General features: G+C 62.2%; 14 protein-coding genes. 6 read left to right on the plus strand and 8 right to left on the minus strand.

The features are described from left to right. Positions 1-91 precede the first annotated feature (91 nt). The 4 genes from F3W81_RS00080 (at position 92) to F3W81_RS00095 (ending at position 4,898) form a co-directional block, all read left to right on the plus strand. Positions 92-1,063 (plus strand): hypothetical protein, encoded by a 972-nt coding sequence (locus F3W81_RS00080; protein ID WP_193081495.1) that lies wholly within the window; start codon positions 92-94, stop codon positions 1,061-1,063. A gap of 87 nt (positions 1,064-1,150) precedes the next feature. Next, entirely contained in the window at positions 1,151-1,885 is a 735-nt protein-coding gene (locus F3W81_RS00085) for a hypothetical protein (protein ID WP_193081496.1), read from the plus strand. 2 nt (positions 1,886-1,887) lie between these two features. After that, on the plus strand, positions 1,888-4,161 hold the full coding sequence (locus F3W81_RS00090) for a vWA domain-containing protein (RefSeq protein WP_193081497.1): 2,274 nt from the start codon (positions 1,888-1,890) through the stop codon (positions 4,159-4,161). A 2-nt stretch (positions 4,162-4,163) separates the two neighbouring features. Next, positions 4,164-4,898 (plus strand): hypothetical protein, encoded by a 735-nt coding sequence (locus tag F3W81_RS00095; RefSeq protein ID WP_193081498.1) that lies wholly within the window; start codon positions 4,164-4,166, stop codon positions 4,896-4,898. A 142-nt stretch (positions 4,899-5,040) separates the two neighbouring features. Here F3W81_RS00095 and F3W81_RS00100 read toward each other — a convergent pair whose 3' ends face one another. Next, a complete protein-coding gene (locus F3W81_RS00100; protein WP_193081500.1) occupies positions 5,041-5,412 on the minus strand; it encodes a MarR family winged helix-turn-helix transcriptional regulator in 372 nt (123 codons plus the stop codon). Between the two features lie 55 nt (positions 5,413-5,467). Here F3W81_RS00100 and F3W81_RS00105 point away from each other — a divergent pair, with 55 nt between their 5' ends. After that, positions 5,468-5,839, plus strand: coding sequence for a VOC family protein (locus F3W81_RS00105; RefSeq protein WP_193081502.1), 372 nt, complete (start codon positions 5,468-5,470; stop codon positions 5,837-5,839). A gap of 326 nt (positions 5,840-6,165) precedes the next feature. Here the strand turns inward: F3W81_RS00105 and F3W81_RS00110 are convergent, their stop codons facing one another. Continuing rightward, positions 6,166-6,537 (minus strand): DUF1428 domain-containing protein, encoded by a 372-nt coding sequence (locus F3W81_RS00110; protein WP_193081504.1) that lies wholly within the window; start codon positions 6,535-6,537, stop codon positions 6,166-6,168. A gap of 61 nt (positions 6,538-6,598) precedes the next feature. Here F3W81_RS00110 and F3W81_RS00115 point away from each other — a divergent pair, with 61 nt between their 5' ends. After that, a complete protein-coding gene (locus F3W81_RS00115; RefSeq protein WP_193081506.1) occupies positions 6,599-7,228 on the plus strand; it encodes a TetR/AcrR family transcriptional regulator in 630 nt (209 codons plus the stop codon). Positions 7,229-7,407: 179 nt separating this feature from the next. Here the strand turns inward: F3W81_RS00115 and F3W81_RS00120 are convergent, their stop codons facing one another. The 6 genes from F3W81_RS00120 to F3W81_RS00145 form a co-directional block, all read right to left on the minus strand. Next, positions 7,408-7,905: a hypothetical protein gene (locus tag F3W81_RS00120; RefSeq protein ID WP_193081508.1), complete on the minus strand. Its 498-nt coding sequence runs from the start codon at positions 7,903-7,905 to the stop codon at positions 7,408-7,410. A gap of 214 nt (positions 7,906-8,119) precedes the next feature. Beyond that, complete coding sequence (locus tag F3W81_RS00125) at positions 8,120-9,118, minus strand: oligopeptide/dipeptide ABC transporter ATP-binding protein (protein WP_193081509.1); 999 nt, start codon at positions 9,116-9,118, stop codon at positions 8,120-8,122. Continuing rightward, positions 9,115-10,083 (minus strand): oligopeptide/dipeptide ABC transporter ATP-binding protein, encoded by a 969-nt coding sequence (locus F3W81_RS00130; protein ID WP_193081511.1) that lies wholly within the window; start codon positions 10,081-10,083, stop codon positions 9,115-9,117. The genes F3W81_RS00125 and F3W81_RS00130 overlap by 4 nt, the downstream gene beginning before the upstream one ends. Continuing rightward, positions 10,083-10,997: an ABC transporter permease subunit gene (locus F3W81_RS00135; protein WP_193081513.1), complete on the minus strand. Its 915-nt coding sequence runs from the start codon at positions 10,995-10,997 to the stop codon at positions 10,083-10,085. The genes F3W81_RS00130 and F3W81_RS00135 overlap by 1 nt, the downstream gene beginning before the upstream one ends. Position 10,998: 1 nt before the next feature. Then, entirely contained in the window at positions 10,999-11,916 is a 918-nt protein-coding gene (gene oppB, locus F3W81_RS00140; protein WP_193081515.1) for an oligopeptide ABC transporter permease OppB, read from the minus strand. A gap of 75 nt (positions 11,917-11,991) precedes the next feature. Next, positions 11,992-13,605, minus strand: coding sequence for a peptide ABC transporter substrate-binding protein (locus F3W81_RS00145; RefSeq protein ID WP_193081516.1), 1,614 nt, complete (start codon positions 13,603-13,605; stop codon positions 11,992-11,994). Positions 13,606-13,838 lie beyond the last annotated feature (233 nt).

A 13,838-nucleotide genomic window follows, 5' to 3' on the forward strand; every position in this document is an offset into this window, starting at 1 on the left:
CATCGAGTGCCGTCCAGCCCAAGAAGTAGCCCGGAAAATCGCCTATCTTACGCCAGGGGGCCAGAATGGCCTAAGCTTGACGTGAGGACTTATGAGCGATTTCAGCTTTTCCACCGCGCTCAGCCTGATGCGCCGGACTGCGCCTTTTGTCCTCTTTCGGCTGGCCGTCTACTTCGGCATTGCCATTGCCTATGTGCTGGTCACCGGAATTGGGGCGGGTCTGGGCTATGGGATTGGCGGTTTCTGGGACGATGACACCCGCCTTGCCGCCAGCGGCTATGGCGCGGCCGCTGGTTTTGGTCTGACGGCAGCGGCGCTGTATTTCCTGCGCGAATACGTGCTTTACACCGTGAAGGCAGGGCATATTGCGGTGATGGTGGAACTGTTGCAAGGCCGCGAGATCCCGGGGGGGCAGGGCCAGATTGCCTATGCCCGCGCACGCGTCAGCGAACGGTTCGCCACCTCGAACGTGCTCTTCGGCATCGACCAGCTGGTCAAGGGCGTCATCACTGCGGTGACCGGGTTGTTGCAGGGACTGATGTCTATTCTGCCCATTCCGGGGCTGGACAGGTTGATGTCGCTGATCCGCGCCTATCTGCGCGTCGCGGTCGGCCTTCTGGACGAAGTGATGCTGGCCCATTGTTTTGAGACCCGCGCCACAAACCCCTATGAAGCGTCGAAGACCGCGTTGGTGCTGTATGCCCAGAACGCAAAGGCGATGCTGATCAATGCGGCCTGGGTGACGCTGTGGGTCTGGCTTTTGTCGGGCCTGATCTTTGTGCTGATGCTGGTGCCTGCCGGATTGGTGGTCTGGCTTTTGCCGGGGCAGATGTCAGCGGCCGGCGTGGTTTTTGCGCTGCTGTTTGCCTGGGCGATCAAGGCGGCGCTGATCGAGCCCTTCGCGATTGCCTGCATGTTGCAAGCCTATTTCAAGCTGACGGCAGGTCAGACGCCCGATCCGACGTGGCAGGCAAAACTGGAAGGCACCTCGGACAAGTTCAAATCCCTGGGCGAGCGCGCCTTGTACTGGGTTCGCCCACGCCCTCAGGCCAGAGGCCTTTGATATGCCCCGTCCAGCGTCATTGCGCCGGGAACGGCGCGCTTCTCGCTGAGCCATTTTCCCCACGTCCCTTCATGCCGGAGCCGCCCCATGCGCCTTGTTGCCGTTTTTCTGATTGCCCTTGCCGGTCCGCTTCATGCTGAGCCGATCCCGGTCTTCACCCCCGGAGATGAGGGCAAAGCCTTTGTCGATGTCTTTGCCTCGGGCCTCTATTCAGCAACCTGCATTGAAGGCGCGGGGTGTACCTGTGCCGCCATGCCAATCAACCGCGACGAATTGGCGGTGGTCATGGGGCTGGAGGCAGTTGCGCCGGATATCAGCGGCGTTTGGGGCAGCCCTGCCACGGACAGCAGCCTGACAGAGGAGACGCCCGAAGCGCTGCATGCACGCTTTGGCGGTTCGGGCTATTGCCCGCAAACGGCGCTGGAGCCGGTGGATGGCCTGTGGCGCGACAGCGCGCCGTTCAACATCGCCGTCCAGTGCGGGGCAGGGACCGCGATGTTCCGGCAGGTGCTGGCGCAGCAAAAGCTGATCACGGTGCGGCTGGTCTGGAACGCCACCTTTTCGGGCGAGACAATTCAAACCGCCTTTCTCGCCGCAGATCCCGATCCCGAGGCCTCGCGTCATTCCTTTCAGGATCTGACCCCGGTCGAAACCATTGGCACGGCCTCGATTGCGGCGGAAGGCGGGGCGATGACCTCGACTGGGCGGATGCGGCTTTTGACGCCACGGCTTTTCACGGTCCATTGGGAGGTTCTGGGCCGCAACAAAGCGGGTCCCTGCAACTGGGCCACCGACCAACTGGTCAGCTGGGTGGGAGAATGAGCATGAGGCAATTTGCAGCGATCTTTGCAACGTTGGCGGCTGTTGGCAGCGGTGCTCTGGCAGATGCGCCACGCACCATCATCGTGATGGACGGTTCCGGGTCGATGTGGGGCCAGATCGACGGGCGCGCCAAGCTGGAGATTGCCCGCGAAACCGTCGCCACGGTCCTGAGCACCCTGCCGGCGGAGCAGGAGCTGGGACTTCTGGCCTATGGTCACCGCGAAAAGGGCAATTGCTCCGATATCGAGCTGATCGTGCCGCCCGCTGCGGGCACCGGGGCCGAGATTGCGGCGCAAGTTGCCAAGATGCGCTTTCTGGGCAAGACGCCGCTGTCGCAAGCCGTGCGTGAGGCCGCCGAGGCGCTGCGGTATGGCGAAGAGGCGGCCACCGTCGTGCTCGTCACGGATGGGCTGGAAAGCTGCGATGCCGACCCCTGTGCCTTGGGCCGCGAACTGGAGGCGTCGGGGCTGGCCTTTACCGCCCATGTCATCGGCCTTGGCCTGAGCGGGGCAGAAGGGGCCGAGGTGGCCTGCCTTGCCACCGAAACCGGTGGGCAATATCTGTCGGCCTCGAATGCGGCTGGGCTGGCGGAGGCCTTGGCCGCCACTGTCGCCGCCAAACTCCCCCCGCCTCAGCCCGCACCGATTCCTGAGCCCAAGCCCGCCTTGCCCGAGGCCAGCCTTACCGCCCCCGAGAGCGCGCCTGCCGGATCGGTGCTGCGCGTGGATTTCGCCGGTCCGCATGAGGAGTACGACTACATCCGCATTCTGGACACTGCGGGCGAGTGGCTGGCAGAGGCCAGTGTCGAGGCCGAGCCCTTTGTCGAGATCCGTCTGCCCTTTGTGACCGGCCCGCATGAGGTGGTCTATATGCTCCAGTCCGGGGAGTTTCTTGCCCGCCGGCCGCTGACCCTGACCGAGGCCCCTGTGTCGATCACCGCGCCGGACATGGCTCAGGTGGGGACAGAGGTGACGATCGTTTGGGAGGGACCGGATGCTGCCTATGACAATATCCAGCTCTACCGGCTCTCCGATGACGAAAGGATCACCTACGACTATCTGGGCGATACCAACGCGCTGACCTTCACCATGCCGGAAGAACCGGGGCTGTATGAGTTTCGCTACAAGTTCAGGGACGCTGAGGTGATCTACACACGCCCCATCACCGTGACGCTGGACAAGGTCGACGCCGCGCCTGTCCTTGACCCCGCAAAGGGGCTGAGCATTGTGCCCGTCGCATTGTCCGTGCCTGCGGATTTTGCGGGCCAGCCGATTCAGTGGTCCGCAGAGCCACTGGACCCCCATCCCGATGCCCCCGAAGCGCTGGCCATGCCCGGGGCGGAGGTCGGGCCCTGGACGGCTGAGCTGTACCCCGGTCGCTGGCGCATCTACGCCGAAGCTCCGGCAGGGGTCACTGCGGGCAAGGGGTTCGGGGCGGATATCATGGTGACCGACGCGACGGGGCAGATGTTTGAAATCCCTCTGACGCCGATGGAAACCATGGGCATGGGCGAAGATACACCCGACGCCGCTTCGGATCCGGTGCCGATCAGGATCAATGGGGAATATGGCGGCATGATGACCCGCTGGCAGGCTACCCCGGTCAGTGGTCAGGACAGCCTCGTGCTGGGCAGCGATGCCACCCCGAGCGGCTGGAAGACCGCACTCGATCCCGGGCGCTGGCTGATCGAGGGGTTTGCCCAAGGCGGCAAGGGACAACTTTACGCTGCCGTGATCGAAGTCGCCGCAGGTGGTCCCGCCGACATCACCTTGCCGCGCACGGCCGGCGTCTCACAGACGCCTGCGATGCTGCCCCAAGATGAGCTGGCCGAGGCGCATTGTGTCGGCGAAGTGGCCTGTTATCACACTGATCGCACCGGTGCCGTCCGATATCTGCTGCTCCCCGACTGGGCGGCTGACACGGCCATTTTCTATGAAACCGCAGGTGGGGTTGCCGCGGAGACCCCCTCGATCACGTTTTACCACGGCGTCCCGTTTCAGGTCATGGCAGCGTTCAATCCGCGCCAGTGGGACGCGATGATTGGCCCCTGCAACGATACCCCGGTTGGGCCGCTTTGTGCCGCAACCGAGGCTGATCCGGCGGCGGTGGCGCTGTTGCTGGCGTCACTGAGCAAGGTCGAAGCCGAACCAGCGACAGCGCCCTCTGTGACATTGGACACCGATGGCACGGCCATGACCCTCGACACCCCGATTGACCTGCCCGAAGGGTTTGACCCGGTCGAACTCTTTGTCCCACAGCTTTTGTCAAAGGAATAGCCATGCGCCAGTTTTCCCTCGCCGTCCTTCTGGCCATGCTTTGCGCGCTGCCTTTCCCCCAGCCCATCCTCGCCCAGTCCATGCAGGATGTGACGACCGTTGCCTGCACGTCTGGCTCTGGCTGCCGATGCGCTTTGTCGGGGATCAGCGCGGTCAACATGGCCTGGCTCTTGAACCAGCAAGAGCCCCCCGCCAATGCCGACAAGCTGATTTTGCTGAGCGTTGATGGCGTGACCCGCTGGTCGGCGCTGAGCCCGGATCGCGCGGATGCGGACCATGGCGGCGATGGTGTTTGCCCGATCGAGGTGTTTCTGCCCGTTGAGCCGGAGGATGGCACCTGGACAGGAAAGGTCCGTGCCCAAGACTTTTCCGGCTGCGCCCCACAAGTCGCCGAGCTGGTGCCCGGCGTGGTGGCGGGCATGACGTTCTCGCGCCAGATTGCCTGGAACCGCCGTTTTGACCCCGCGCAACTCAGCGCCGATCCCGCCAGCAAGGTCGTCAGCTGGAGCGAACTGCACCCCAACCTGTTTGCAGGCAAGCTGAACAGCCCGGTCAAAAGCGATGTGCTGAACGTCAGTGGTGCCCTGTCAGCCAGACTTACAGCGCCAGACAGGGCGACCGCGACGCTCAGACTGCGGATTGGCAGCTCGGGCAAAAACGCCGCGACCTTGGCGGCACTTGGCATGGCGGACTGTCGCGTCACAGCGATCTACGATTTCGAGAATACCAATCCTTAGGGCCAGTCCAGCATCTTGGACCGGGTGAGGTCTAAAGACAGTTTTTGATGGCGTCAGGCGGGCACCCGCGCCGCCGCCGCACAATGGCCATTTCCTGTTCTTGATGCTGCCATGCCGCTCCGAGCCTGCTGCCTTGGCGTTGTCAGCTGAGCACCTCGGCTATGCGCCTGAGAATGTGGACAGCATCGTCTGAGGCCGCTTCGCGTGCAATCTGCTCTGACTTAGAGGCCGCCACACGCGCCAAAGCCAGTATCTCGCGGCCCTGATGCGTCAGGGCTGTGCGCAGAATACGGCCACGCTCGGCGTCAGGGGCACGCGCGATCAATCCCGCCTGCTCCAGCTTGACGAACATGGCCTGCATCGTCTGAGGCGACACAAATGCGAGGCGGGCAATGGAGGCGTCCGGCTCGCCCTCGATGCTGGTCAGAACCGAGTATTGCGGCGCGCTGAGCTCCAGATCCTTCAACTTCCGGTCCATGTTCTGACGCATCGCGTGCTGCGCGCGTTTGAGCATGTCCCCGATCGTCTCATGTGGGACGTAGACGCCCTGCCTCGAAAGGACAATTTTTATGCCCCACCCGATCGGACCCGACCTGATCGGGATACAGGTCAAAGACCTGGACGCCGCCCGCAGCTTTTACACCGACGTCGTCGGGCTGACCGTCAGCCCCTTCGGCCCGCCCGGTGCTGTCGTGTTTGACACCAAGCCGATCCCCTTCGCGGTGCGCACTCCCGTTTTCGATCTCGATGCCGTGGAGACCCTCGGCCAGGGCGGCGCGCTCTGGTTCGGGTGCGATGATGCCGACGCCCTGCATGTGCATCTGATCGAACAGGACGTGGCGATCGACTTTGCGCCGACGGATGGGGCTTTTGGTGGCTACTTCGCGTTTCGAGATCCGTTCGGCGACACGATCACGGCCCATACGGTTCAGGCAGGCTAGAGCCCTGGTGAAATACATACTGGATGGGCGTTGCCAGCGCGGAGCATACGTGCGGGCTGCGATGGCGGCTTTGCGCAGCTCGGCCAACTCGCAGAGACGTCGGAACCTCGCCGCCTTTGCGAAGACGCCAGAACTGCGAATTTAGCATTCTGTCCGGTGGGGCGCCCAGCACTCGGGTAGCGATCCAACGATTTCCAATTGGTCATCTGAGCATGTGACGCATCATCTCGGCCAGAATTTTCAGAGATTTTAAAGATGCCGAAGAGGCGCTGAAGACTCTCTGAGCAACACGAGATCTCATGGCGTGCGCCCCCGGCTCTTTGGGGTCAGGCGGTCAGCGTGAAGACGGGAGAGAAGCCGCCGTAGATCAATCGCGCTCCGTCGAAGGGCATCGGGTTGGTTGCCGGGTTGATCCGGTCGTCCGCAGTGGACAAGTCGTGCATCTGCGCGCCGACCCGGTCGCGGGTCTCTTTGTCGGGCCATTCGACCCAGCTGAAAACCACAGACTCGTCGTCCTTGGCCTGGACTGCCCTGCGAAAGTCGGTGAGCGTTCCGTCGGGAACATCGTCGCCCCAACATTCAACGACGCGAAGGGCACCCTGTTCAATGAAAAAACTGTCGGCTTTCTTGGCGTGGTCGATGAAAGCCTGCTTCTGCGCGGTCGGCACCGCGATCACAAATCCGTCGATGTAACTCATTTTCGGTTTCTCCCTGAGTCGACACTTTTCAACAATACCGACCGTATGGTATGTGTCAATCATGGCGCGAAAACCCAACCAGTCCCCCGAACGCGGCGATGCCCGCACCCGCCTTCTTGAAGCCGCCCGCGACATCATCCGGCAGAAGGGCTTTGCTGCGACCTCGGTCGATGACCTGTGCCGGTCCGCCGGGGTGACAAAGGGCGCGTTCTTTCATCACTTCAAGACCAAGGAGGCCCTCGGCGTGGCGGCAGCGGCCTTCTGGTCGCAAACGACTGGGGCGCTGTTCAGCGCAGCGTCCTATCATGCGCCCGAAGATCCGCTGGAGCGCATTCTGGCCTATCTGGAGTTTCGCAGGTCGATCATCGGCGGCGAGACCTTCGAATACACCTGCCTTGTCGGCACCATGACACAGGAGGTGCATGCGACAGCGCACCCGATCCGGGATGCCTGCGCCGAGAGTATTTTCGGCCATGCCGCAACGCTTGAACCCGACATCAGCGCTGCGATGCGCCTGCATGGCATAACTGCAGACTGGACGGCAGAGAGTCTTGCCCGCCACACGCAGGCAGTGTTGCAAGGCGCGTTCATCCTCGCCAAGGCCGCAGGGAATGCGGAGCTGGCGCGCGAGAGCCTTGATCACCTGATCCGCTACGTGCGACTGCTGTTTGGCCAGACTGCCGCTCTCTGACGTGACCCCGACCCGCGAGGCGCAAAACCTGTGACCAAGCGCGAAGGTATACCGATCTGTACGGCTTACCCGATGCCGCGAATTACGTCTGCCGGATTGCTCAGGCAAAACCGTCGCTCCCTCGCGTCAGCCCCTCGCGCCGGTTTCCTCAACGTGGTGGAGAGCTGCTGCGTAGTTAGCTACTTTTGCTCAAGAAACCGATATGCCTCAAGGATCGCTGCGGTGAGCCCGTCAAAGAAGCCTTCGTCCGTGACGTCCACCAGACCAACCGCGCGGGTCGTGTCATCTTCTATCATGTCCTGAGCGGGCCTGAGAAGAACAAGGGCGTCCTGTTCTTTGGCGAGTTCACGGTAGCTGTCGCCCTTGCCGTGTTTCAGTACGTTGATCGCGAGATAGTACTGCCGGATCCGCTCGGCGAGGTCCGTTTCACCGCCCGCGACAAGCAGGGATTGCAGCTTGCGGGAGAATGGGCCCCTTTTGAAGTGGTGCTGCATGCGCGCTTCAAAGACCGAGTAAATGTCGACCGAGATCTTCTCAAGCTCGACGGTCGCCGCACGCAGTTGCTCGGCCTCGGGGCCGGTGGTTGCGTGGGAAAGCTCTGAAATACGATCTTGGGGTGCCTTGGCGTTTGCCTGCGCCGCGGCAACCAGTTCAGCAATGCTCTTTGAGACGTTCATCTTGGACCCTCCATAGGTTTACGCCGCAATACGCCATGTGACGCGGATTGGCAGGCCCAGAAGTGACCGATATGGCTTGTGCGGCGATTTTTCAGTGCTTTGAGGCGGTGCATTCGGAAGGCCGCGCTCTCCAGAGGCGAAGAGCGCGGCTAGGTTCCGTCCTGAGCAGAGGCATAGCGCACCGAGATCGTGGCGCTTTACCGGCTTCGGGATGTCAGGTCAGTTCACTGGCACGCACAGGCCCGGGATGCAGGCAGGCGACGCGGTGCACCGGGTCCTTGGGCAATGGCAGGATCCGCGCGCAATCATCGGCGGCCCGGACACAGCGGGTACGGAACACGCAGCCCGAGGGGGGCGCCATGGGCGAGGGGAGGTCGCCAATCAGCGGGATCATCTTCTTGGCACGTTCAGCCGCCGGGTCGGGCAGGGGAACGGCAGACAGCAGGGCCTGCGTGTAGGGATGCTGAGGCGCGGCGTAGAGCGCGCTCTTGGGGGCGTTTTCCATCACGCGCCCGAGGTACAACACCATGACATCATGGGAAATGTTCTTCACCACGCTCAGGTCATGGGCGATGAAGATCATCGCCAGTCCGAGGTCGCGCTGCAGCTCCTTCAGCAGCTCGATGACCTGCGCCTGGATCGACACGTCCAGCGCCGAGACAGGCTCGTCGCAGATCAGCAGCTTCGGTTCGACGATCAGGGCGCGGGCGATACCGATACGCTGACACTGGCCACCAGAGAACTCATGCGGATAGCGGTTAATCATCTGCGGCAGCAGGCCAACCCGCTCCATCATCTGGGCGACGCGCTTGCGCCGCTCGGAAGCAGAGACTTCGGGGTGATGCGTGCGCAGCGGCTCCGAGATGATCTGGCCCAAGGTCATGCGCGGGTTCAGCGAGGCGAGGGGGTCCTGAAACACCATCTGGATTTCAGAGCGGTATGGCTTCATCCGACGTGGCGAGAGCGACAGCAGGTTCGTCTCGCCGCGCCACATGACGCTGCCCTTGGCGGGCACCATCTGGATCAGGCCGCGTGCCATCGTCGACTTGCCCGAGCCGGATTCTCCGACGACACCCAGGGTCTGGCCAGCCTCCAGATCAAAGCTGACGTCCTTGACGGCATGCAACTGGCGCGGCGCGGTCCAGGGCATGTCGCCGGCGCGGGTGATGTCGAAGGTCACGCTGAGGTCGCGGACACAGAGAAGGGGGCTCATGCGGAAAGCTCCTCGATCGGGCGGCGACAGGCGCGTGCACGGTTCTCCGCGAAGGGTTCGAGCGGCGGCATCGTGTGGCAGCTGTCAACGGCATAGGTGCAACGGGGGCGAAAGGGGCAGCCCTCGGGCGGATCGGACATGTTGGGCGGATTGCCCGGGATCGCCTTCATCACCGCATCCTCGTCATCGACGCGGGGCACTGCCGCCAGCAGGCCACGGGTGTAGGGATGGCTGGGGGTGGCAAACAGCGGATCGGTCGGAGCCTCTTCCATCACGCGGCCGCCATACATCACCAGCACCCGTTCACAGAACCCGGCCACGACGCCGAGGTCATGGGTGATCAGGATCGTCGCCATGCCGAAATCGCGCTGCAACTCAGACAGCAGGCCCATGATCTGCGCCTGAACGGTGACGTCGAGAGCGGTCGTCGGCTCGTCCGCTATCAGCAGGTCGGGTTTGCACAGCAGCGACATGGCGATCATCACCCGTTGCCGCATGCCACCGGAAAACTCATGCGGATAGAGGCGGATACGCTCCTTCGCGGCGGGGATCTTGACCGCGTCCAGCATCCGGGTGCATTCGACCAGCGCGTCGCGCTTGGACATGCCGTGGTGCAGGGTCAGCACTTCGGTCATCTGGTCGGAGATCCGCATGTAGGGGTTCAGCGAGGTCATCGGATCCTGAAAGATCATCGCGATACGCTCGGCCCGGATCTTGTTCAGAACCTTCGCCGGTGCGCCGAGGATCTCCTGGCCATCGAACAGGACGGAGCCACTGGTGCGCCCGTTCTTCGCCAGCAGCCCCATGATGGAAAACGCGGTCTGGGATTTGCCCGAGCCGCTTTCGCCCACGATGCCAAGGGTCTGGCCCTTGTCGATGGACAGCGACAGGTTGTTGACGGCGTGAACCGGACCATCATCACCTTCAAAGGTAACGGACAGGTCCTTGATCTGCAAAAGGGACATCAGCGATCCTTGGGGTCGAGTGCATCACGCAGGCCATCGCCCACGAAGAAGAAGCCGAACAGAGTGAGGCAGAAGAACAGCAGCGGAAAGCCCAGCTGCCAGGTGGTGCCATAGGCAATCGTTCCCGCGCCTTCGGAGATCAGCGCGCCGAGCGAGGTCATGGGTTCCTGCACGCCGAGGCCGAGGAACGAGATGAAGCTTTCGGTCAGCACCATCAGCGGCACCAGCAGGGTGATATAGACAGCGATCACGCCCAGCAGGTTCGGCACGATGTGGCGCAGGATGATGACCGGGGCGGAGACTCCGGTGGCGCGTGCCGCCTCGACATACTCCCGGCCCTTCAGGCTGAGGGTTTGGCCGCGCACGATGCGCGACATCTCCATCCACGAAATCAGACCGATGCCGACAAACAGGATGGTGATCGAGCGACCGTACATCACCAGCAGCAGGATCAGCACGAACATGTAGGGGACGGCCATCAGGATATCGACGAGGCGCATCATCAGCCCATCGATCCGCCCGCCGACATAGCCCGCCGTCGCGCCGTAGAGGGTGCCAACGATACAGGCGATCAGCGCGCCAACGACACCCACGGCGAGACTGATCTGCGTGCCCTGTACGGTGCGCGCGAACAGGTCCCGGCCCAGATCATCGGTGCCGAAGTAGTGCCCGTTTGCCAGCGACGGCCCGCCGAGCTCAGCCACCTGACCCATGACGTTATAGTCCAGCTCCTCGTTCGACCACTGGGCGGCGTAGTTGCCGAAGATCGCGAAAAGAGCGACGCCGATCAGGATCACCAGACCCATCATCGCCGCCTTGTTGCGGAAAAAGCGACGGCGCGCATCGGCCCAGGGAGAGCGCCCCTTGGCCGGCAGAGCCTGCGCTGCGACAGTGTTTTCAGTCGTGGACACCATGTCAGTACCGGATCTTGGGGTCTATCCACCCGTAAAGGATATCGACCACGAGGTTGAAGAAGATGGTGAGCGCGCCGACAAGGATCGTGACCCCCATCATGACGGCATAATCGCGGTTCAGCGCACTATCGACGAAGGCCTTGCCGATGCCGCCAGTCGAAAAGTAGATGTCGACCACCACCGAGCCGGTGATCATCGCCACGAAGGCCGGGCCGAGGTAGGAAATCACCGGCAGCAGCGCGGGTTTCAGCGCGTGACGCAGGATCACCCGGCGCTCCGGCAGGCCCTTGGCGCGCGCGGTGCGGATGTGGTTCGAGGTCAGCACCTCCAGCATCGAGGACCGCGTGATCCGGGCAATGGAGGCCATGAAGGAGGTCGAGAGCGCGATCACCGGCATGATCCAGTATTCCGGTCCCTGCCAGCCACCACCGGGCAACCAGCCGAGCCACAACGTGAAAACAAGCACCAGAACCGGGGCCATGACGAAGTTCGGCAGCACCTGCGCGCCGATCGACACACCCACGGCGATATAATCAAGCAGCGTGTTGTGCCGCACGGCTGCAGCCACCCCCAGCGATACGCCCACGACCACAGCCACGACAAAGGACAGCAGGCCATAGGTCAGCGTGATCGGAAAGCCCTGCGCGATGATCTCGTTCACCGTGCGGTCCTTGTAGATAAAGCTCGGCCCGAAGTCGAAATCGCTGACGATGCCCCAGACGTAGGTGCCGATCTGCTTCCACAGCGGATCGTCCAGACCGTACTTGGCATTGAGGTTGGCGAGGACCTCAGGCGGCAGTTTCCGTTCGGCTGTGAACGGACCGCCGGGGGCGGAGTGCATCAGCACGAAAGAGATCACGATCAACACAAGCAGGGTCGGGACCGCGATTGCGAGGCGTTTGAGAATGTAACTGAACACGCGTCAGCCCCCAGGAAATCTGTGACAGAAGGTTGCAGGGCCGGGTTGAATGGCGTCCCGGCCCTGCGTCGAGTGTTACTCGGCGACGCGATAGAGGTCTTTGCCGTACCAGCTCTGGTTCAGGTTATCGACTGGCCAGCCTTTGATGTCTTCTTTCAGCATGAAGACCTTGGCATAATGGTAGATCGGGATGATCGGCATCTGATCGGCCAGAATGAGCTCGGCTTCCTGATACAGCGGCAGCGGGTCTTCGGCGGTCTTCGACTGCTTGATGACGGCATCATAGGCGTCATTGTAGAACTGGCCGTTGTTGTGACCCGAATAGGAGGCCATCAGATCGAGGTAGGTCGAGGCTTCGTTGTAATCGCCGCACCATGCGTACCGGGCCATGTCGAAGTCCTGGTTCTGCATGCGGTCGGTGTGCACCTTCCACTCGTAGTTATCCAGCGTCAGGGTCACGCCGATCTGCTTGAGCATCTGCGACGCGGCGATGGCGATCTTCTTGTGATCCTCGGAGGTATTGTACTGCAGGCGCAGTGTCAGAGGATGATCGGGACCATACCCGGCCTCGGCCAGCAGTTCCTTGGCTTTCTCGACGCGCTCGGCTTGCGTCCAGTCGGCATATTCGATGTCGGGGATCTCGAAGCCAGCGGTCGCCCAATGGGTCCAGTTATAGGCCGCATGCTGGCCACCTTGCAGAATGCGATCGACGATGACGTCACGGTCAATGGCATAGCTCAGCGCCTTGCGCACCCGTGCATCCTTGAGCGCCTCTGGGCCTTTGGGGCCGACGTTCAGCATGTAGATGTAGGAACAGTTGTAGGGAACGGAGATCGCTTGGTCGGGGTATTCCTTTTCCATGCGCGGGTACTGGCCCGCGGGCATGTCAACGCGGTCAAGCTCGCCGGCCATGTAGCGTGTCAGGCCCTGGTTGACGTCGTTGATGGTCAGCGCGATCAGGGTGTCGAGAACGGTGTGCTCGGCGTCCCAGTAGGTGTCGTTCTTCGTCATGACGACGCGTTCGCCAAGCGTGTGCTCTGTCAGCGTATAGGCGCCGTTTCCGACGAGGGTACCGGCGCGGGTCCAGTTATCTCCATTCGCTTCGATCACCTTTTGCGGGACCGGGAAGGTCGAGGTATGCACCAGCATCTGCGGGAAATACGGCATGGGTGCGGCGATCTTGACCTCAAGCGTGTGGTCATCAAGCGCGGTCACGCCCAGCTGGTCGGGGGCCATCTTGCCGGCAATCACGTCGGCCGCATTTTCGACCTGCATCAGCTCGATGTACCAGGCGTATTCGGAGGCGGTCTTCGGATCGGCCAGACGGCGCCAAGCGTAGACGAAATCATTCGCGGTCACAGGCTCGCCGTTCGACCACTTGGCGTCGTCGCGCAGCTGGAAGGTATAGGTCTTGCCGTCCTCGGAGACATCGTGGCTCAGCGCGACGCCGGGGACCAGGCCACCCTTGGAGTCTTCGTTGTAGAGGCCTTCAAACAGGTTGCGAAGAACGTCAGAGCCTTCAACATCGGTGTTCAGTTGCGGATCCATCGACTTGATCGCATCGAGCAGCCAGAAGGTGTAGGTCTGGTTTTGGGCGAGGGTGACGCCCTCGGGGACATTGGCCGCCTGTGCCTGCCATGCCAGGCTGAGCGCCAGCACGGAAGATGCAAGTAACGTTGTGATTTTCATAAACATTCTCCCAAAAGTTGAATATGTTTTTTGTCGACCGCGTTTAAGACTGCGGATTGGACCCTTCAACTTTTACATGTTTCGACTTGCAATGGGTGACTTTGCGACAGGTTGAAAGTGTGATCGCCTTCGCAGGCGCGCTCGAGCCTTTCGATGACGATCTGAACGATTTGCAAGGCCGGGCCAAGGAGGGTCTCAGGGGCCGACCATGCACATCTGACTACGTGAACTTA

Origin of the sequence: Pseudooceanicola spongiae (assembly GCF_014899185.1) — a bacterium.
Taxonomy (GTDB): domain Bacteria; phylum Pseudomonadota; class Alphaproteobacteria; order Rhodobacterales; family Rhodobacteraceae; genus Pseudooceanicola; species Pseudooceanicola spongiae.